We start from the raw sequence: 20351 nt of genomic DNA on the forward strand, positions 1-20351 counted from the left end.
ACCATGACTCCTGAGCAGATGCGCACTCTGCGCGGCCCGATGCTGCTGCGCACCGAAGGCGAACAGGCCTCCACCTTTGACCAGCGGCTCTTGGAGTCCGGTGCAGACCACGAGTGGCAGCATGCCGATCCGTGGCGTGTGCTGCGCATCCAAGGCGAATTCGTCGCCGGCTTCGATGCGTTATCCAAGTTGCCGAAGGCCGTCACCGTCTTCGGCTCCGCACGCACCACGCCCGAGGACGCGAGCTACCAGCTGGGCGTCGAGGTCGGCCGCAAGCTGGCCGAGCACTCCTATGCCGTCATCACCGGTGGCGGCCCCGGCATCATGGAGGCAGCCAACCGTGGCGCCCACGAAGCCGGCGGGCTGTCCGTGGGCTTGGGCATCGAGCTTCCCCATGAGCAGGGCCTCAACGAGTACGTCGACCTGGGCCTGAATTTCCGCTACTTCTTCGCCCGCAAGACGATGTTCTTGAAGTACTCGCAGGCCTTCATTTGCCTACCTGGCGGCATGGGCACGATGGATGAGTTCTTCGAAGTCATGTGCATGGTGCAGACCGGCAAGGTGACCAATTACCCCATCGTGCTCATGGGCACCGAGTATTGGTCCGGCCTGCTGGAGTGGATGGACAACACGCTCGCGGCCAGCGGGTATATCAACGAGGGCGACCGGGAGCTTTTCCTGCTTACCGACGACCCCGATGAGGCCCTCTCCCACATCATCCAGCGCCACCAAGTCATGAGCGATAAGCGCATCAGGGAGCCGCGTTGAGCCTCGCGCGCGTGATGGCGATTGTCAATCGCACCCCGGATTCCTTCTATGACAAGGGGGCAACCTTTGACCTCGACCCGGCACTGCGTCGCTGCGATGAGGTGATTGCGGCCGGCGCCTCGATCATCGATATCGGCGGCGTTAAGGCCGGCCCTGGTAAGGCCGTCGATACAGCGGAAGAAATCGAGCGCGTGGTACCAACTATCGAGAAGGTGCATCAGCGCCACCCGGATGTCCTCATTTCCGTCGATACGTGGCGCAGCGAGGTGGCAGAGGCAGCCATTGCAGCCGGTGCCGGGCTCATAAATGACACCTGGGCGGGTTGGGATCCCGAGCTCATCGAGGTCGCCGGACACCACCGCGTGGGCTATGTCTGCTCTCACACCGGTGGTATCACCCCGCGCACCCGGCCGCACCGTGTCCATTTTGATGACGTGGTGGCCGATGTCATCGCGGAAACCACCCAGCTGGCCGAGCGCGCCGCCGCTCTCGGTTGCCCGGAGGACCTGACCTTCATCGATCCGACCCATGACTTTGGCAAGAACACCTTCCACGGTCTCGAGCTTTTGCGGCGCATAGACGAGGTCGTGGCCACCGGCTGGCCGGTGCTCATGGCGCTATCAAACAAAGATTTTGTGGGCGAGACGCTAGACCGCGGGGTAGGAGAGCGCGTTGCGGGTACCCTAGCCGCCACCGCGTGGTCCGCTGCCCGCGGAGTGGCCGCTTTCCGCGTCCACGAGGTAGCTGAGACCGCAGACGTCATTCGCATAACTGCTGCCATCCAAGGCGAGGCGGCACCATTGGCAACCACGCGAGGCCTAGCATGAGTGTCTCCGTTGTCATCCCGGCCCTCAACGAGGAAGACACTGTCGCGAACGTCGTGCGTGCCTGCCTTGCCGATAATCCGCTTGAGGTGCTGGTCATCGATGCCGATTCCACCGACGCCACCGCCTCTCGTGCTGCCGCAGCCGGGGCGGAGGTACGCAATTGGCGCGATATCCTGCCAGAAGAACCGCGCCCCGGCAAGGGCGAATCCCTCTGGCGCGGGGTCGCCGCGGCGAAGGGAGACATAGTCGTCTTCGTCGATGCGGATCTTGAATCCGCTGCGCCCGGCATGGTCACCGCGCTGGCCGATCCCTTTGCCGACCCCGCGGTAGAAATGGTCAAGGCCCGCTACCGCCGCAGCCTCAACGGCCAGCCCACCGGCGGCGGCCGCGTCACCGAGCTGACAGCCAAACCGCTCATTAAGCAATTTTTCCCAGAGCTCGCTCATATCGACCAGCCGCTCGGAGGCGAATACTCTCTGCGCCGCGCCACCGCCGTCGAGCTGCCCTTTGTAGAAGGCTACGGGGTGGAAGCAGGGCTATTGGTGGACGTCGGCAAGCGGGGCACAATAGCGCAGGTGGACTTGGGAACGCGGGTGCACCGTAACCGGCCGCTGCATGAACTCGCGCCGATGGCCGAGGTAGTCGCGCGCACACTGCTCTCCCGCGCCGGGGTTACTGCGCCCGTTGCTCAACGCCCGCCGCTAAAAGGTAAGGTTTAAGCCATGCTGTCTTGGATTATGCTCCTCCTCGTCCTTTTCTCTCTGACCGTCATCGGCACCTGGGTATGGGGGTCGATTTTTGGCCGCGGCGAGGTTATGCACCCGCTCGATGAGCCGGAGAAGGTGCGCGAAAATAACCGCGCCGCTGCCCGCGAAGGACGCCTTGACCAGGTGAAATTCGAGGTTGTTCCCCGCGGGTACCGCCAGGACCAAGTAGATGATCTCCTCGCACAACTAGAAGAGCAACTATCTTCCACGCCGAAAAGGTCTAAGCTGGAAGGAAAAGAAGTTAACTAAAGGAGACTCACTATGGCAGCAATGAAGCCGCGCACCACGAGCGGAGAAATGGAAGCAGTAGAGGAGTCCCGCAAAATTGTCATGCGCATCCCCTCCGATGGCGGCGGGCGCATCGTCATCGAGCTGAGCAAGGACGAGGCCGCCGAGCTTGGTTCTCTGTTGACCGAGGTTTCTAGCTAGTCTAGGTATATGCTTTCTCATATCGTCGACATTCTGGCTGATCCCAATGATGGCACCGCGCTTTCTGGTGCCGATGATTTCTCTCGCCTCGTCTCGGAATCCGGCCACTCTTTTGATGTGGCCAAGCAGGGCTACGTCACCCTCGCGGCCGGCGCTGGACTCAAGCACAAAGGCGATGACATGGACATGGTCAACGCCCGCGAGACCTATTTGGCCATGGGGCATTTCGCGCCCTTCGTGGAGGCCGTGACTGGGGCAGTCCAAGGTGCGCTGGATTCCGCATCGTTGGCCGAATCTACGCCCGCCTCTCTGCTTGAGGTGGGCGCTGGTACGGGCTACTACTTGGCCCACACCCTCGACTCCATCGCTGAGGCCCGCGGCGTTGGCCTCGATATTTCTCCGCACGCTGCGAAGCACTTGGCTAAGTGCCACCCGCGCGTTGGTGCCGTCGTGGCCGATGTGTGGGAGCGCCTACCTATTCGTGATGAGTCCGTCGACGCTATTTCCGTCGTCTTCGCCCCACGCAATCCGGCCGAATTCCAGCGCGTGCTCGCCCCAGGCGGCCAGGTCATCGTCTTGACCCCTGATGCCGGCCACTTGGACGAGCTGCGGGAGCCATTGGGCATCCTCGGCGTGGAAGACGGCAAGGTGGAGCGCATGTACGAGCAGGCCGAGGGATGCCTCGAGCAGGCGGCCGATCCAGTCGATATTTCGTTCCCCATTGAGCTCGATAAGGCCTCCGTTGCCGCGCAGGTTGGGATGAGCCCGTCCGCGCGTCACATTAGCGCCGGAGAACTCGCCGAGCGCATGGCCGCTCTTCCTCCGACACTTACGGTTACCGCCCGCGCTCGACTGGACCGCCTCCGCGCCGTTTAGCCCCGGCCCTTCTGCCTCATCCCCGCCCTTCGCGCTCACCAGCAGCGCGTGGGGCGGTTCTTTTCGTTGTTCCGGTGAGCGCGAGGGGTGGTTCCTCGCCCTTGCCGCTCACCAGCACACGCTTTCCGACGCCCCAGCGTCTCCCCGTGAGCGCGAAGGGCGCGCGGCGTGACATCGCCCCGTACCGCGGGTGGCGCGGGTGCCGCGGGTGCCGCGGGTCCGGAAACGCACAACCCCGCCCTTGCCGCTCACCGGGAGCGGCGGAACCGCGGCGGGCGGCCGTGCCGGTGAGCGCGAAGGGCGGGGTGGAGAACCGAGCGGGGCGTCGGGTGATGTTTAGAGCTTGGAGCCGGAGCGCTGCCAGTCCTGCTCGATGACGGCATCGCCGGAGGTTTCGACGCGCAGCCCAGAGCAACCGCCCTCGAAGTAGACGCGGGAGGCCATGGCGATGAGGCCACCATCGACGAATACCTCGACGGTGGAACCGTCTTGGATAATGGTGAGGGTGTCGGAGTCACCCTCGGCAAGCGTGGCGGTGGCGGGCTCAGAATCGGCAAAGCAATGATTGAAAGCCTTGTTCATTGAGCGATCGAGGCTGATATCATCGCCGGAGTGGCGGATGGTGGCGGCGGGGTCACCGGCGCCGTCGAGAAGCGTGACGGTGACGCAGGAACCGGAAGGCACCTCCATGACGCCGGTCCACGAGCGGGCGTAATCGGAAAGCTTGACGGCATCGGGCAAGCCCCGGGCGGGGGCTTGGTAGAGGACGCCGCCCTCGAGGGTGACTCGGCGGGGTAAGGAAAGGGCATTGGCCCAGCCTTCGGCTTCCCACGAGGCGTGCTTGGTGGCGTCATCGCCGCGGCCGTTGCCGTTGAGGAGGCCAACGATAACGGCGCGCTCATAGCGCTGCTCGGGGGTGAGCGTGCCGGTGGTGGTGTTGGTACTGCGTGGGCGGGAGAAATCGTGGCCGAAGTCTACGCGGCGGAAGCCGGAGACCACGGTAAAGGTGGTGCTCTCCAGCCGGCCGACGAGGTAGCCGGAGACGTCGCGGCCGCCACGCTCCAAGGTGACAAAGAGGACGTCGTAGACATTGCCGTCAACCTCATCGCGCAGTCGGACTAGGCGCGGGGAGACGACCGGCGGAATGGGCGAGGTAGCGGGGACCTCGCCCTCTAGGAAGCCAGGGTCGCCGTCGAACTTGAGGCTGCCGCGCAGGCGCCAAGACACGCCGTCGGCGGATTCGAGGATGACGGGAACCGGGGCGTCGGAGTGGCCGGTGAGAGCCAACATGAGCCAACCGTCGTGGCCGTCATCGCGGTCCTCTGAGGCCCAGTCGGGCACCACGGAGGGGGAGCGGAAATGATCGAAGTTGCGGGTATTGCCCACGACTTCGCCAAAACGAACGACATTGGGGTCGAGCGCCTGTGGGTCATCGGAGACCTCGCAGATCTCGTCCACGTTGGCGTAGCGGGCGAGGTGAACGGCGATTCCGGCGGCGGTCACGGAGGTGAAGTAGAGATGGATATCGTCTGGGCCTTGGGCTACGGAACCTGCGCGCAGGGAGAGCTCGCCGCCGACGGGGGCGAGGGCATCGTCACAGTCCAACCAGTCAAAGGGAGACTCTTCGGAGTAGGTGTGTCCCCAGCGCGCCGGGGAGTCCGCGGTGGGGCGGTACTGGTAGAACAGATGCCAAGTATCGCCATCGCGCAGGATTCCGGCGGGGGCGTCGAGGACGCCGTCTTCAGGGACAAAATGCAGTTCGGGGCGGTGGGTTGTCACGGCTATCCTTCCTTAAATCAGACTGCGGTAAATATCGACGGTCTGGGCGGCAATCGTAGCCCAAGAAAAATCACGAATGGCACGCTCGCGGCCGGCGCGCCCAAATTCGGCAGCGCGCTTTTTATCGGCGGCGACGTCATTGACTGCAGCGGCGAGGTCGGCCTCGAAGGCTGCGGTATCGGTGGCGTCGTAATGCACTAGCACGCCGGTCTCACCATCGACTACTACCTCGGGAATGCCGCCCACGTTGGAGGCAACAACGGCCGTGCCACAGGCCATTGCTTCCAAGTTCACGATGCCCAGCGGTTCGTAGATGGACGGGCAGACAAAAACATCGGCACCGGTGTAAATCTGCTGGACCTCGTTGCGCGGGAGCATATCCTTGACCCAGAAAATGCCATCGCGCTGGGCGCGCAACTCATCGACCAGTGCCTCGGTCTCGGCCGCGATTTCGGGCGTATCAGGGGCGCCGGCACACAAGACCAGCTGGATGTCTGGATCGAATTTCTGCGCCGCCTGCAGCAGGTGCTTTACGCCCTTTTGCCGGGTGATGCGTCCGACGAAGGCAGCGATGGGGCGCTGCTTATCGACGCCCAGCTTGTCCAAAACATCGCCCTCTCGCGGCTGCCATAGCTCGGTGTCGATGCCGTTGAGGACGACGTGGACCTTGGAGGCATCGATGCGCGGATAGGCATCGAGGATGGAGTCCTTCATACCGGCAGAGACGGCGATTACGGCATCGGCATATTCCATGGCGTTCTTTTCGGACCATGAGGAGATGTCATAGCCGCCGCCAAGCTGCTCGCGCTTCCAAGGGCGGTGCGGCTCGAGAGAGTGGGCGGTGACCACATGCGGAATATCATAAAGCCGGGCGGAGAGGTGGCCAGCAAGGCCCGTATACCACGTGTGGGAGTGGGCGATGTCGATATCGGAGGCGGCATCGGCCATGCGCAGCCCAGTGGACAAGGTCTGCAGCGCGCCGTTGGCACCCTCGAGTGCGGGATCTACGCCGTGGACAAAGACGTCTTTTTCTTCGCGCGGGGAGCCCATGCAGTGCACGGAGACATCGATGATATCGCGCATGAAACGGGTGAGCTCAGCTACGTGAACTCCGGCTCCGCCGTATATTTCCGGCGGGTATTCTTTGGAAAAGATTCCGGCTCTCATGCCCACCCAGAATACGTATCTCTGCTGTCATGTGCAGAATTCCGATATGGGGGTAAAAATGTGCAAAGTTCTGCTGCGGAATGTGGGATTTGCGGATAGGTTTGAAAACGTGAGAAGCCTGCCGAATGTCCTAGCCATTGTCCTCGCCGGCGGTGAGGGAAAGCGCCTTTTCCCCCTGACCGAAGACCGCGCCAAGCCCGCCGTACCCTTCGGTGGTTCCTACCGCCTCGTTGATTTCGTTTTGTCCAATCTGGTCAATGCCGGTTATCTCAAGATTGCGGTGCTGACCCAGTACAAGTCCCATTCTCTGGACCGCCACATTTCCCAGGCGTGGAACTTGGCGGGGCCGACCCCGCAGTATATTGCCTCGGTGCCCGCCCAGCAGCGCCGCGGCAAGCGCTGGTACAACGGCTCGGCAGATGCAATTGTGCAGTCGCTGAACCTCATCTATGACGAGAATCCGGATTATGTCATCGTCTTTGGTGCAGACCACGTATACCGCATGGATCCGGCACAGATGGTAGAAGAGCATATCGCCACCGGATTGGATTGTTCGGTGGCAGGTATTCGCGTACCGCGCTCGGAAGCGACGGCCTTTGGCTGCATCCAAGCCGATGGCATGGGCACGATTACGCAATTCGTGGAAAAGCCCGCGGACCCGCCGGCTACTCCGGATGATCCGAATATGAGCTATGCCTCGATGGGCAATTATGTCTTTACAGCGCAGGCGCTTATCGACGCCCTTTTGGAGGACGAAAAGAACGAGGACTCCGCCCACGATATGGGCGGTGATATTATCCCGTACTTTGTGGAGCGGGGACAGGCGCATGTGTACGATTTCATGGCCAATGAAGTGCCAGGGGCTACTGAGCGTGACCACGGCTACTGGCGCGACGTCGGCACCATCGATTCCTTCTACGAGGCGCACATGGACATGATTTCGGTGCACCCGATTTTCAACCTTTATAACCAGAATTGGCCGATCCACTCGACGGATGATTCCAATTTCCCACCGGCCAAGTTCGTGCAAAACGGCATCGCGCAGTCGTCGATGGTGGCCCCAGGCTGCATCGTCTCTGGCGGCACTGTGCGCAATTCAGTGCTGGCGTCCGATGTCCATGTGGCCGACGGAGCTACGGTTGAGGGATCAGTGATCCTGCCTGGCGTGCGTATCGGGCGCGGTGCAGTGGTGCGCCGCGCGATCCTAGATAAGAACGTCGTTGTTAGCGATGGCGCGATTATCGGAGTGGACCGCGAGCGTGATGAGGAGCGCTTTAAGGTTTCTGACGGCGGCGTGGTCGTCGTCGGCAAAAACCAGAAGGTCTAGAGCTTCGTCACGAGGGTGAGCCCAGAACCCAGCGGCAAGCGGGTTACGCTTGCCCCCTCGAGCTCGCGCAGGTACTCGTCTGCTTCGCGGGCGGCGGCGGTGTCGCGGTCGGTCCGGGAGGCGTCGGCAAGCGTGCCATCGAGCAAAGAATTAGCCAAGACTAGGGTGCCGCGCTGGTGCAGCAGTGGCCACGCGGCCTTGATGATGGCAGGTAACTCGAGCGCGGCGACGTCGGCGTAGATGACCTGATAAGCATCGTTGGCGAGGCGACCCATGACCTCGAGCGGGCGCGATGGCAAAAAACGGCCGCGGGATGGCGCATAGCCGGCCTCGCGGAATGCGGTCTTGGCGCTGCGCTGGTGCTCCGCCTCGGGGTCGATGCAGGTCAAAATGCCGTTATCGGGCATGCCGGCGAGCACATAGAGGCCCGCTACATTGGCGGCCGGGGTAATGGCCACAGCTTGGGGACGCTCGGTGGAACCAGTGGAGGCGGCCGTCAGGGTGGTGAGCAGCTGGCCGGTGGATTCATCCGGGACTGGCAAGCCGTACTCTGCGGCGTGGTCGCGTGCGCCACTTAGGGCCGGGGATGCTTCGCTGGTGGTCTCGATATAAGAACGCAGTGCTTCGTATGCGGTATTAGTCACGTAATAAACCATAGGGAAAAGTGTCCGCCAATGTGGCAAAAACGCGCTTAGCCAGCAAGGTTGTGGTCGGTGGGGATAATGTGACGGGTTCACAGGATATTATCAGCACTATGGCTGGAGTTTCTGTGCTGAGTGTAGAAAGATGACATGCATGACAAAGATGAAGCGCGATGCCGAATCCCTTCAACCTGCAACCTCTGAGGCAGAGTTGACCGGTACCGCAGCATTCGATGCTGGCACGGGCGACATGCCCGCTTGGGGTGACCTCGTGGCCGAGCACGCCGATGGGGTCTACCGCTTGGCTTATCGCCTGTCTGGCAATCAGCATGACGCCGAGGACCTCACCCAGGAAACCTTCATGCGCGTCTTTCGCTCCTTGGACAAGTATCAAGCCGGAACGTTTGAAGGCTGGTTGCACCGTATTACCACTAACCTCTTTTTGGATATGGTGCGTCACCGTTCCAAGATCCGCATGGAGGCCCTGCCAGAGGATTATGAACGCGTTCCTGGTACGGATATGACCCCGGAGCAGGCTTATTCCGTGGCTAACCTGGATCCAGCTTTGCAGTCCGCGCTCGACGGGCTGGCTCCCGATTTCCGCGTGGCCGTGGTCCTGTGCGATGTCGTTGGGATGAGCTATGACGAGATTGCAGAGACCCTTGGTGTCAAGATGGGTACGGTGCGCTCGCGCATCCACCGCGGCCGTTCCCAGTTACGCGCGGCGCTAGAAAAAGAGGCGCAAACCAATGCGGAAACGCGCATGCTGCTGCGTACGCGCTAAACTTTAGAGAAACTGCATAGTCCCCGCTGCCGGCGGGGACTTTCCGCGTCAATGAAGGCCGAGCAACTAGTGGAGGAGGGATCGATGGACTCGCTGCGGGGACGCCGAACCTTGTCCACGCTGAGCGTGAACGGCGGATTTGATGCCGCCCAAGCCAAGGCTCGCGATAGGGCGAAGGCCAAGGCGCGGCGTAGCGATACCATCGGGCATTTGGGCCCAGAGGCGGTTGTTGCCTTTGTGGACGGTGAGATGGAGCCAAAATTTATGCACCGTGTGCGCATTCACCTGGTGCACTGCGCTGAATGCCGCGCGGATGTGCATCAGCAGCGTCGTGCCTCGGAATGGGTGCGCCACTGTGCGGAGTCCGCAACGGTCAAGGCGCCGCAGTCCTTGCTCGCGAAGCTCGCAGGCATTGCCTCGGAGGAGGTAACCCCGGGGCCCGATGCAGCAACGCCAGCGCACCGGCCCCAGCAGGACTTCTTGGACAAGGTGGAGATGGTGGTTCGCGCAATCAAGCACAATCAGCGCGGCTAAGAGCGAGGGACTAGTATTTAAGCGTGTTTTCTTCCATTGGTTGGCCCGAGATTTTCGTCATTGTGCTCTTGGGCATCATAGTCATCGGCCCAGAACGCATGCCTGAGGTGATTAAGGACGTGCGCGCAGCCATCTATGCGGCGCGGAAGGCCATCAATAATGCCAAGGCGGAGCTCAATGGGGAGATGGGCTCTATTACCTCGGAATTTGATGATATCCGTGGCCCGCTTACCCAAGCCGCGCAGTGGACGCGTCTGGGGCCGAAGGGCGCAATCACCAAGGCGCTTTTTGACGGCGACGAATCCGCCTGGGATGACTTCAATCCCCAGAAGATGGCAGAAGATATTAAGAGCAATACCGCTCCCAAGGAGCCGGAACAGCAGAAACCGCAACAGCGCCCAAGCTTCGACTATTCCCAGGTTTATGCCGAGCAGCCGCAGCAGCCACAGCCGCAGCAGCGCGCCGCAGCTTCGCAACCGCAATCGACGGAGCAGCCTGCGCCCGAGAAGAAACCGCCGCGCGGTGGGGAAGAATCCACCGGCGGCGGCATGTGGGAAGATGTAACCTAGGGGCTAGTTCACGCCCAAGTTCAGGTTTTTGCCCACTAGGGAATCGGAGCGGATGGCCAGTTTATCGGCCACCGCCTGGATCTGTTGGGCGGCGGGGGACTCGGGGGCATCTATAACGATCGGAGTGCCGGCATCGCCACCGCTGCGCAGGGTGGGATCCAGAGGCACCGAAGCCAGCAGTGGAACCTCATGGCCAAGAATGACGCCGAGGCGATCGGCCACAATCTGTCCGCCGCCGGTACCAAAGACATCCATGGTGGAGCCATCCGGCATGACCATAGCGCCCATATTCTCAATCACGCCGGCCACGCGCTGGCGCGTCTGCTGGGAGATGGACCCGGCACGCTCTGCCACCTCGGCGGCCGCGGCCTGCGGGGTGGTTACGATAAGTAGCTCCGCATTAGGGATGAGCTGGGCCACGGACAGGGCGATATCGCCCGTGCCTGGAGGAAGATCCAGCAGGAGAACGTCTAGGTCACCCCAGAAAACGTCGGCCAAGAACTGCTGCAATGCACGGTGGAGCATAGGTCCGCGCCAGACCACAGGGGCGTTGCCTTCGACGAATTGCCCGATGGAGATGTGCTTAATGCCGTGGGAAATCGGGGGCAAAAGCATCTCATCATCGAGAACGGTCGGGCCATCGGTGCAGCCCAGCAAATTAGGAACAGAGTGGCCGTAAATATCGGCATCGACGATGCCGACTTTAAGCCCCTTGTGCACCAGCGCCGCGGCGAGATTTACCGTCATCGAGGACTTGCCGACGCCGCCCTTGCCAGAAGCCACCGCAAAGACACGCGTGGTGGATTCTGGCTTGGCAAACGGGATTTCCGGCTCAGCTTGGCCGCCACGAAGCTTCTTTTTCAGCTCGCGGCGCTGCTCATCACTCATGGCTTCCATCGTCACGGTGACGTTTCCTACGCCCTCGATATCCTCTACTGCTGCGCGAGTATTGGACTCGATGGTGGATTTCATGGGGCAGCCAGCGATGGTGAGGTAAATTTCTACGGCTACATCGTTTCCGGTGACAGAAACTGATTTCACCATGTTGAGCTCGGTGATAGGGCGCCCGATTTCGGGATCTTCAACGCGGGAAAGTGCCTCGCGTACGGCGGATTCAGTAATAACGCTAGACATAACCCTTGCCATCTTAGTCGGGCCGCAACAGGAGGTAAACACGCCCTCGGTGTAGAATCATCTAGACGCTCGAGCGCCGCCAATCTGAAGGAGAATAGTATCGCCATGCGCAGCTGTGCCCGCCCTGCCCACGCCATTGCTGGCGTGGTGCTCTCTGCCATGCTGCTTACCGGCTGCTCCTCCCAGTTTGATGGAGATCCTTATGCGGATAATGTTAAGCGTGCCCCCGTTGGCATCATGGTAGATGCTGGTGAGACCGACCAAGTAGTGCTGGCGGAGATCTTTCGCCAAGAGCTGATCAGACAGGGGCGTGAGGCCTCCCTTGTTAGGGAGGATATTTTCCAAGAGTCTAAGTCCGGTCGCTATTTGAACCCCAATGGTAATTTTTATGTCGGCTGCACGGGGGCTTTTCTCAGCGTTCTCAATCCCGGTGAGGCGCGGGAAGTATCCAAGGACTATAGAAAAGCTCAGCAATCCTCCCAACCCGGCGGCGAGGACTACCTGGCGCGTACTCACATCGCTTTAATGTCTGCACTTCCAGGCGACCTAGCCGCAGTGGAACCATCCAGCGCCACTGGCTGTGAGGACGCAGAGCCAAAGCTCCCCGAGAATTTTGTGGCGCTCTACCAGGATGATCTCTTGGACCGCGAGGAACGTCAATCTATAGCTTCATTGACGAAGTTCATCACGCGAAAAGACATCTCTGAATTGGCGCAAGAGGCAGAGCAAAAAGGCGACGTGGCAAAAGTGGTTCGCACGTGGCTGCACGGCTCCGGCACGAAAATGCTCGATGAGGAAGGCGACTCAGATTCTTCCGGTGGGTCTGATCTCACCGGAGGCTCCAAATAGTTTTTCTTTGGCAGGTAGGCGAAAGTTTCCAGGCGTCGACAACTCGGAAACCACCAAGTCAACTAAAACCAACGGGCCCGACAGCTCGTGATTATCTGAACGGCGCTAGATGCCAATTCCCGAACAATTCAGCAGGTCCGATCAACGGTGCTGTTGCGAACGCGGTCGGCCATAGCACAGCAATACCCTCACTCCCTCCCTTCGCGCTCACCGGTAACGCACCTTTCTCGCAGCGGTCACTCCCCGTGAGCGCGAAAGGAGTGAAGTGTGCGCTAAGAACGTGAGAGGCAAGGAGAGTCGAGTCAGAAGAAAGTTCTAGTTGAGAAGCGAGCCGAGTCCGTAGTTCCTGAGGAACGTTGGCCCGCATGAGTAAACCCCAGTGAGGAGTCCTCACTGGGGTTTAAACATTTCGAAGAGCTCTAGATGTCAAAAGCCTCTTCCAGCAGGTTCTTCTGCTCAATCTGGTGCACCTTGGCATTGCCGGTGGCAGTCGAGGACTGGGCACGGCGGGAAACGCGAACCATCTCAGGCATATCTGGGATCAGGGTGCGCAGGTGCTCATTGTAGAACGGCCATGGACCCTGGTTGGCCGGCTCGTCCTGTACGAAGCGAATCTGGGTGGCATTCGGGTAAGCCTCAAATGCCTCGCGCAGGCGGTTGAACGGAATCGGGTGGAGCATCTCCACGCGGACGATGGCGATGTCATCGCGGCCGTCGGCCTCGCGCTTCTTCTCCAGATCCCAGTACAGCTTGCCGGAGACCAGCATGATGGTCTTGACCTTATCGGTATCGCCGACCTTCTTACCGTCAACGTCAACGTAGTTCGGATCATTGATAACGGACTGGAAGCGCTTGACCTCGGTGAAGTCCTCCACGGCGGAGGTGGCCGCCTTGTTGCGCAGCATGGACTTCGGGGTGAAGACGACCAATGGACGCTTCATTTCACCGAGTGCCTGGCGGCGCAGCAGGTGGAAGTGGTTAGCCGGGGTGGAAGGCTGAGCCACGGTCATCGAGCCCTCAGCGCACAGCTGGAGGTAGCGCTCAATGCGGGCGGAGGAGTGGTCCGGACCCTGGCCCTCGTAGCCGTGCGGCAGCAGGAGTACCAGGCTGGACAGCTGGCCCCACTTGGCCTCACCGGAGGAGATGTACTCATCGATAATGGTCTGGGCACCGTTGGCGAAGTCACCGAACTGCGCCTCCCACGCCACCAAGGCGTCTGGGTTGCCCACGGTGTAGCCGTATTCGAAGCCCATGCCAGCGTACTCGGTCAGCGCGGAGTTGTAGACCATGAACTTGCCACCGTTGCCCTTAGAAGCGGCGACGGAGTTCATCGGGTTGTACTCATTGCCGTTGCGTGGGTCGAATGTAACGGCGTGGCGCTGGGTGAAGGTACCGCGGCGGGAATCTTCACCAGCCAGGCGGACGACCTTGCCCTCGCCGGCCAGGGAACCGAAGGCGATGAGTTCGCCCCAGCCCCAGTCGATGCCGCCCTCACGAGAGGACTTCTCGCGATCCTTGGCTACCTTGCCCACGCGCTTGTGGTACTCGAAATCCTCTGGTGGGTTGCCATAGGCGGCACCCAGCTCGGCGAGTTCCTCGGCGGTGATGGAGGTATCCAGGCCGCGGGTGAGCTCCTGGGAGGAGGTGATGCCAGTCTGCTCCTTCGGGCGAGCCTTGCCAGCTTCCTTGTGCTCGGCAAAGACGGACTCCATCTGGTCATGGAAGTCGCGTGCGGCTGCTTCGGCGTCTTCGGCGGAGAGGTCACCACGGCCGATGAGGTCGTTAGTGTAGTGCTCGCGCACTGCCTTGTGCTCGTCGATGACAGAGTAAAGCTCTGGCTGGGTCATGGATGGGTCATCGGCCTCATTGTGACCGCGCAGGCGGTAGACCATGAGGTCGATGAAGACATCCTTGCCAAACTGGCGGCGGTACTCGGCAGCCATCTGGCCCACCCAGACAACTGCCTCTGGGTCGTCGCCGTTGACGTGGAAGACCGGGCAGTCGAAGCCCTTGGCCAAATCGGTGGCGTAGTGGGTGGAACGGCCGGAATCCGGGGTAGTGGTGAAGCCCACCTGGTTATTAACCACGATGTGGACGGTGCCGCCGTTGGTGTATCCGCGCAGCTGAGACAGGTTGATGGTCTCCTGGACAATACCCAGGCCGGTGAAGGATGCATCGCCGTGGAGCATGACCGGAACAACGGTGTGGCCCTCTGGGCCCTTGTCCAAAATGTCCTGCTTAGCGCGCGCGATGCCTTCCATGACCGGGTCCACGGCCTCGAGGTGGGACGGGTTGGCGGCAAGGGTGACCTTGATTTCGCCATCGCCGAACATCTGGAGGTGGTGGCCCTCGGAACCCAAGTGGTACTTAACGTCACCGGAGCCGCCGAGCTGGCCGCCCTTGTAGTTGCCGTCGAACTCGTCGAAGATATCGGCCAGCGGCTTGCCCACGATATTGAAGAGAACGTTCAGGCGGCCGCGGTGCGGCATACCGATGACGACCTCGTCCAAATCTTGGCCAGCGGCAGTATCGATGATGGAATCCAGCAGCGGAATGAGGGTCTCAGCGCCTTCGAGGGAGAAGCGCTTCTGGCCCACGTACTTGGTCTGCAAGAAGTTCTCGAATGCCTCGGCGGCATTAACCTTCTGCAGGATGTACTTCTGCTCCGCGTTGGTGGGCTTCGGCATGCCAGCCTCGAGGCGGTCCTGTAGCCAGCCGCGCTCATCGCGGTCCAAGATGTGGGTGTACTCGGAGCCGACCTTCAAGGTATAGGCGGCGCGCAGGCGAGACAGCACCTCGCGCAGAGTCATCTGCTCCTTGCCGCCAAAGCCACCGACGTTGAAGGTGCGGTCCAGATCCCAAATGGTGAGGCCGTGGGTCGCAATGTCGAGGTCGCGGTGATCCGGGTTAGGCAGGCCCGGCTGTACCCAGCCCAGCGGGTTGGTATCGGCCAGCAGGTGGCCGCGGGAGCGGTAGGACTCGATGAGCTGCATGACGCGGGTGTTCTTGTCCACGCCGGAGTTCGGCACGTCCTGTGCCCAACGGAATGGCTCATAAGGCACGCCCATGGAGGAGAAGAGGTCGTCCCAGAACGCGCCGTCGACAAGCAGCTGGCCAATGGTGCGCAAGAATTCACCGGACTCTGCACCCTGGATGACGCGGTGGTCATAGGTGGAGGTCAGGGTAACCAGGCGGCCGACGCCCAAGTCTGCCAAGCGGTCCGCGGAAGCGCCAGCGAACTCGGCCGGGTAATCCATGGAGCCCACGCCGATGATGGAGCCCGCGCCCTTAGTCAGGCGGGCGATGGAGTGGCGGGTGCCGATGCCGCCCGGGTTGGTGAGGTTAATGGTCACACCAGAGAAGTCATCCATGGTGAGCTTGTTCTTGCGGGAACGGGTAACAATGTCCTCATATGCCGCAACAAACTCGGAGAAGGACTTGGTCTCGCACTCCTTAATGGCGGCAACGACCAGCGCGCGGGAGCCATCCTTCTGCGGGAGGTCAATGGCTAGGCCCAGGTTGATGTGCTCGGGCTGGATGACATAAGGCTTGCCATCCTTGAGCTCGTAGCGCACGTTCATATCTGGGTGCAGCTGCACGGCCTTGACCATGGCGTAGCCGATGATGTGGGTAAAGGAGATCTTGCCACCGCGGGTGCGCTTGAGGTGGTCATTGATCATGGAGCGGTTTTCCCACATGAGCTTGACCGGCATATCGCGCACGGTGGTAGCGGTAGGAATTTCCAGGGATTCTTCCATGTTCTTAGCAATGGCCTTGAACATGCCCTTGAGCTGGCGCTCTTCGCCGCCCTTGTAGTCCGCAATATGGTCCAGCGGGGACTCAGACTTCTTTACGGACTGCTGTGCCTTAGCGGACTTCTCCTGTGCCTTGGACACGGACTTATCCACGTTGGTCTCGCGGACCTCCTGCTTGCGGGCGGTAGTAGTACCCTCAGTCTTCTTCGCGGCTGGCTTAGACGGCTTCGCGGCCTCCTTGGCTGGGGCCTTAGACTTAGGCGCGCCGTTTGCCTCGAAGTAGTCGCGCCACTCCTTATCTACGGAGCTCGGGTCCTTGGAGTACTGCTGGAACTGCTCGTCTATCAGCCACGCATTGGGGCCGAAGATATTCGATGTGCTCACGGCAGGTATTCGCCTCATTTCTCTGCTTTAAAATGGTCGTTTATTCGACTTTAGTGCGGCCTTTGTACGAGCGCATACGTCACCCGCCAAAGAGTCTGCCTACATGATACGGGGCATACCCCTAAACTCACTATGTTAGGGGTATCAATAGCCCCACTTTGCGGTTTCTGGCTACCCCTAGCCTTAGGTAAGGGGTGAAAGCTGCTCGCCGGCGTGCTCGATGACCTGCTTGGCCAGCTTGCGATTGGCGGTGGTGCCTAATACCGCGCCAATGCCCATGGGCATCAGCTTGCTTACCCACGCCCACTTGAGGCGTTTGGTGACTTGCTTGGTAAAAAGCTTGGTCAGGCGCCCATTGATGCCAGACAAAGTGGGGCCGGAGAATCGGGACAGGCTAGCGGCCGAGCGCATACCGGCAACGCTATTGAGGTCCCCGACAAACGTATCGACCAAAGCGGACCCCTTCGAGCCGGTGAGCACGACGAGTACAAGGGCGCGGCGGCGCTCGGGGGACTTGATGTCATCGCCGCGCAGGTAGGCTGAAGCCAAGATGTACCAAGCTGCGGCCTCTAAGAAAACCACGGACTCGCCAGCGATGGTGGCAGCGCCGGTTACCAAACCAACACCCGGGATGGCGGCGGACGCTCCTGCGGCCGCACCGGTACCGGAGGTGATATTAAGGAAGTGCTTGTCAATGAGCTCCTGCAGCTTCTGTGGGCTTGCGCCATTATTGCGCTTTTTTAGGCTCTCGACATATTTGATGATGACGCCAGATTGTATCGATACCGCCCGGTCCAAAGAGTTGAGCAGGGCGGAGGTAAAGCGGTTGCTGTCCTCCGGATCGATGTCATAGGTATCGACGGTATCCACCTCGGTGGAGTTGTCCTTTTTATCTTTAGTAAATAAACCCATGTTTCCTTCTCTTTCGCTAAAACTTATCCGTGCCCAGCATAGTAAAGGCTGTATTAATATGCCGCCGCGCCGCAATCAGATCGCCTTGGGCGTGCAGGCCACCTAAGCTAGTGGACATGGTTAGGCCGCACGAGAATTACCGCGATTCCGGGGATGTCTTCCCGGAGGAGTCCTCCGCGGCGGCGCGACTGAAGGCGGAGCAGGCGCACGAACGCGCCCGCCGCGCCTACGAGGAAGCTCGAAACGCCCTGGCAGATGAGCTTACGGTGCGCACCACCTCTGGTTGGGTGCGCGGTGTTATTGAAGAGGACCTGCGCCCCGATCGCCCCATTAGCGCCGGGCCGGTGTTGACGTGGCGCGGTATCCCGTTTGGAGATACCACCGCTGGGGACAATCGCTTCCGCGCCCCGCAGCCCGCGCCGGCGTGGGAGGGCGTGCGCGATTGCAGTCAATTCGGCCCGCCGGCCCCGCAGCCCACGTATTCCTGGACCGACCGAATTATTGGATCTGAGGATTGCCTGCACCTAGATATTGTGCGCCCGCGCACCGAGGAGAAGCTTCCTGTGGTGGTCTATTTACACGGCGGCAGCTTCATTATGGGTTCGTCTCATATGCTCATGCTTCGTGGTTTCGAGCTAGCCACCCGCATGGACGTGGTCTACGTATCCATCAATTTCCGCCTTAACTCTTTGGGCTATTTGGACCTGCGCAGCCTAGGCGGCGACTGCAGTGCCAACCCGGCGGTGGCTGACCAGATCTTGGCATTGCAGTGGGTGCGCGATAATATCGCCGCCTTTGGCGGTGACCCTGACTCTGTCACCCTCATGGGCGAGTCTGCCGGTGGTGCGGCGGTATTGACCTTGATGACGAGCCCGCCCGCGGAGGGCCTATTCCATCGCGCCATCGCCCAGTCCCCGCCGATCGCTATGATTCACTCCCGGGCTCAATCCACCTTGTGGGCGCGCGAGCTGGTTCACCGGTTGGCCTTGCCGCGCCGCACCTCGGTAGAGGATTTGCGCCAGGAAAACTTTGCTGATTTGGTGCGCTCCGGCCAGTCCATGATGTGGCGGGCAGGCGAGCTTATTCACCTTAATTCCTGTTATGCCCCCACGGTAGATGATGAGCTTATTCCAGAACACCCCATCGCCGCCTTTGAAAACGGCCACCAGCATCAAGTTCCGCTGCTCATCGGCACGAACTCGGACGAGGCTAGCTTTGGCAAATTCCTCTTCCAACGCCAAAGCTCCCGTGAGCGCGCCGCCCTGCGCCTATTGGCCTCCTTCGATCCCCAGCATGCCCCTGAGGTGGTTGCCGCTTATGACGGCGCAGTGGCCCGCGAGGACTTTGCGCACCTGCTTGCCGACGCCCTCTTTTGGGCACCCTCCACCCGCATCGCCGCCGCCCACGCGCAGGTGGCACCAACGTGGATGTACCGCTTCGACTTCGCCTCTGCCGTACTCAAGTGGTTGGGCCTAGGCGCCATGCACTCGATGGAGCTGGGCAACGTCTTTGGTGACCCACATTCTTCGCGCGCGTCCTTCCTTACTAATTGGGGCTCGCGCGCGGAGATGGAAGAACTTACCGCCACCATGCAGCAGCATTGGTCCGCCTTTATCCACGGTGGCCGCCCGAAGATGAGCTGGCCGCGCTACGGGCTCAAGCAGCGGGCCACCATGATCTTTGATGCCGAAGCCTATATTGAAAACGCCCCGCACGAGCTCAAGCGGCAAGCGTGGGAGGGATACCACATGTTGGAGTGGGGAAGTGGGCGCCCAGAGCTGGTGAAATCTTTGGGCTTCCAACCATACGGGTGGGAATAGCGGTAGACTCCACAGTGACCGCGGGCGGCGGCTTGCCTACCGTGGGGACCTCTGCTTCCGAAGGATGGATTTTAAACCACCATGAGCTTTTTCGAAGATATTGCTTCTGCATTGGATGCCGAGGGCATCGAGTCCCGCGTCAATGATGACGTCATGTTCGTTCCAATCACCTCTGATCTGGAAATCCAATTTATTGAAATCGATCCGCTCCTCCCCGCGGCAAATGTCTATATCGCTGCGGCAGACGTTGATGAAGACGATGAGGAATTTGAGGCAGTCTTGGTCTCCGTCGCCTTCTCGGTAGATGACGCTGTGGAGGCGGTTTCTCGCCACATCGCTACCGACCAAGTGGTCACCGTCCTGCGCGATCTGCTGGAGGGCACCGATGAGCGTATTGCGGAACTAGAGTTTGCCCAAGATGAGCTCAACCCGCACTTGGTCGTGGCTGAAGTGGCCAATGACTCGGAGCTGCGTGTGCTTGTGGAGACCATTGACGGTGTCCCGTCTGCCATCGTCCGTTTCCTTGCTTTCGACTTCGACGAAGACGATCTAGATGACATGGAAGATGAGGCCGTCACCCTCGCCTGGGAAGTTGATGAAGAGGATGAGGATCTCGATGAGGCCGACCGCCTCGCCCTCTTTGATAACGCCGACTTTGATGATGTCCCCATCGTGGAGGTTCCTGCCGAGGCCCTCGAGCTTGGTACCTACACCGATTTCGATCGCCTCTTCGACGTCCTGGGGCTTGTCTCTGAGCAAGCTTTGGACTGGGAAGCGCAGCTCGTATCCTTCGATGACGAAGACTATGAAGAACCGGACGTCTACGACATCTTCGGTGAGGATGATGGAGACGAGGACGCGGACTACTTCGACAACGATGATGCCGACGTGGACGATGAATCCGAGGCCGAAGCAGCTGAAGATAAGTAAACCCTACCTCCCATAGCCCAGCTCACCGCCTTTTTGCGGTGGGGCTGGGCCTTTCTCTTTTTCAAAGCATCATTGCAGGTAGGGCTATAGATTATATAT

19 protein-coding genes are annotated in these 20351 nt (G+C 60.6%); 13 read left to right on the plus strand and 6 right to left on the minus strand.

Annotated features, from left to right (window positions below; genetic code table 11):
- Positions 1 to 3: 3 nt before the first annotated feature.
- The 6 genes from QP904_RS05960 to QP904_RS05985 are packed head-to-tail and all read left to right on the plus strand — an operon-like array spanning position 4 to position 3667.
- Positions 4 to 768 carry an LOG family protein gene (locus tag QP904_RS05960; protein WP_198492838.1) on the plus strand — a complete coding sequence of 255 codons (765 nt, stop codon included), beginning with the start codon at positions 4 to 6 and terminating at the stop codon, positions 766 to 768.
- A gap of 14 nt (positions 769 to 782) precedes the next feature.
- Complete coding sequence (gene folP / locus QP904_RS05965; RefSeq protein ID WP_239206844.1) at positions 783 to 1595, plus strand: dihydropteroate synthase; 813 nt, start codon at positions 783 to 785, stop codon at positions 1593 to 1595.
- Positions 1592 to 2314: a glucosyl-3-phosphoglycerate synthase gene (locus tag QP904_RS05970; protein WP_239206834.1), complete on the plus strand. Its 723-nt coding sequence runs from the start codon at positions 1592 to 1594 to the stop codon at positions 2312 to 2314. Before folP ends, QP904_RS05970 begins: the two co-directional genes overlap by 4 nt.
- 3 nt (positions 2315 to 2317) lie before the next feature.
- On the plus strand, positions 2318 to 2611 hold the full coding sequence (locus QP904_RS05975) for a DivIVA domain-containing protein (protein ID WP_086588081.1): 294 nt from the start codon (positions 2318 to 2320) through the stop codon (positions 2609 to 2611).
- Positions 2612 to 2623: 12 nt separating this feature from the next.
- The gene (locus QP904_RS05980) at positions 2624 to 2791 is read left to right on the plus strand and encodes a DUF3117 domain-containing protein (protein WP_284835704.1); all 168 of its coding nucleotides are present in this window, start codon (positions 2624 to 2626) and stop codon (positions 2789 to 2791) included.
- Between the two features lie 9 nt (positions 2792 to 2800).
- Positions 2801 to 3667, plus strand: a complete 867-nt coding sequence (locus QP904_RS05985; protein WP_284835705.1) for a methyltransferase domain-containing protein — start codon at positions 2801 to 2803, stop codon at positions 3665 to 3667.
- Between the two features lie 336 nt (positions 3668 to 4003).
- On the opposite strand, the gene QP904_RS05990 is transcribed toward QP904_RS05985, so the two are convergent.
- Together QP904_RS05990 and glgA are read right to left on the minus strand one after the other, a co-directional pair.
- Positions 4004 to 5446, minus strand: coding sequence for a GH32 C-terminal domain-containing protein (locus QP904_RS05990; RefSeq protein WP_284835706.1), 1443 nt, complete (start codon positions 5444 to 5446; stop codon positions 4004 to 4006).
- Between the two features lie 12 nt (positions 5447 to 5458).
- Positions 5459 to 6613: a glycogen synthase gene (gene glgA / locus QP904_RS05995; RefSeq protein WP_200287766.1), complete on the minus strand. Its 1155-nt coding sequence runs from the start codon at positions 6611 to 6613 to the stop codon at positions 5459 to 5461.
- Positions 6614 to 6722: 109 nt separating this feature from the next.
- On the opposite strand from glgA, the gene glgC reads away from it, so the two are divergent.
- Positions 6723 to 7940, plus strand: a complete 1218-nt coding sequence (glgC, locus tag QP904_RS06000; protein ID WP_086588169.1) for a glucose-1-phosphate adenylyltransferase — start codon at positions 6723 to 6725, stop codon at positions 7938 to 7940.
- Here glgC and QP904_RS06005 read toward each other — a convergent pair.
- Entirely contained in the window at positions 7937 to 8584 is a 648-nt protein-coding gene (locus QP904_RS06005) for an O-methyltransferase (protein ID WP_239206838.1), read from the minus strand. The two genes, glgC and QP904_RS06005, sit on opposite strands and share 4 nt — an antisense overlap.
- 151 nt (positions 8585 to 8735) lie before the next feature.
- Here QP904_RS06005 and sigE point away from each other — a divergent pair, with 151 nt between their 5' ends.
- The 3 genes from sigE (at position 8736) to QP904_RS06020 (ending at position 10468) form a co-directional block, all read left to right on the plus strand.
- Positions 8736 to 9365: an RNA polymerase sigma factor SigE gene (gene sigE, locus QP904_RS06010; protein ID WP_034656442.1), complete on the plus strand. Its 630-nt coding sequence runs from the start codon at positions 8736 to 8738 to the stop codon at positions 9363 to 9365.
- 84 nt (positions 9366 to 9449) lie between these two features.
- On the plus strand, positions 9450 to 9899 hold the full coding sequence (locus QP904_RS06015; RefSeq protein WP_284835732.1) for an anti-sigma factor family protein: 450 nt from the start codon (positions 9450 to 9452) through the stop codon (positions 9897 to 9899).
- 23 nt (positions 9900 to 9922) lie between these two features.
- Positions 9923 to 10468, plus strand: a complete 546-nt coding sequence (locus QP904_RS06020) for a twin-arginine translocase TatA/TatE family subunit (protein WP_239206840.1) — start codon at positions 9923 to 9925, stop codon at positions 10466 to 10468.
- A 3-nt stretch (positions 10469 to 10471) separates the two neighbouring features.
- Here the strand turns inward: QP904_RS06020 and QP904_RS06025 are convergent, their stop codons facing one another.
- Positions 10472 to 11602, minus strand: a complete 1131-nt coding sequence (locus QP904_RS06025; RefSeq protein ID WP_023021827.1) for an Mrp/NBP35 family ATP-binding protein — start codon at positions 11600 to 11602, stop codon at positions 10472 to 10474.
- Between the two features lie 105 nt (positions 11603 to 11707).
- Here QP904_RS06025 and QP904_RS06030 point away from each other — a divergent pair, with 105 nt between their 5' ends.
- Complete coding sequence (locus QP904_RS06030) at positions 11708 to 12451, plus strand: hypothetical protein (RefSeq protein ID WP_284835707.1); 744 nt, start codon at positions 11708 to 11710, stop codon at positions 12449 to 12451.
- Between the two features lie 419 nt (positions 12452 to 12870).
- Here the strand turns inward: QP904_RS06030 and QP904_RS06035 are convergent, their stop codons facing one another.
- Positions 12871 to 16590: a multifunctional oxoglutarate decarboxylase/oxoglutarate dehydrogenase thiamine pyrophosphate-binding subunit/dihydrolipoyllysine-residue succinyltransferase subunit gene (locus tag QP904_RS06035; protein ID WP_524811225.1), complete on the minus strand. Its 3720-nt coding sequence runs from the start codon at positions 16588 to 16590 to the stop codon at positions 12871 to 12873.
- A 183-nt stretch (positions 16591 to 16773) separates the two neighbouring features.
- The gene (locus tag QP904_RS06040) at positions 16774 to 17502 is read right to left on the minus strand and encodes a hypothetical protein (protein ID WP_284835709.1); all 729 of its coding nucleotides are present in this window, start codon (positions 17500 to 17502) and stop codon (positions 16774 to 16776) included.
- A gap of 116 nt (positions 17503 to 17618) precedes the next feature.
- On the opposite strand from QP904_RS06040, the gene QP904_RS06045 reads away from it, so the two are divergent.
- Both QP904_RS06045 and QP904_RS06050 read left to right on the plus strand, forming a co-directional pair.
- Positions 17619 to 19322: a carboxylesterase/lipase family protein gene (locus tag QP904_RS06045; protein ID WP_284835710.1), complete on the plus strand. Its 1704-nt coding sequence runs from the start codon at positions 17619 to 17621 to the stop codon at positions 19320 to 19322.
- 81 nt (positions 19323 to 19403) lie between these two features.
- The gene (locus QP904_RS06050; protein WP_284835711.1) at positions 19404 to 20252 is read left to right on the plus strand and encodes a DNA primase; all 849 of its coding nucleotides are present in this window, start codon (positions 19404 to 19406) and stop codon (positions 20250 to 20252) included.
- Positions 20253 to 20351: the final 99 nt, after the last annotated feature.

The sequence above is a fragment of the Corynebacterium nasorum genome, assembly GCF_030229765.1.
Lineage (GTDB): Bacteria > Actinomycetota > Actinomycetes > Mycobacteriales > Mycobacteriaceae > Corynebacterium > Corynebacterium kefirresidentii.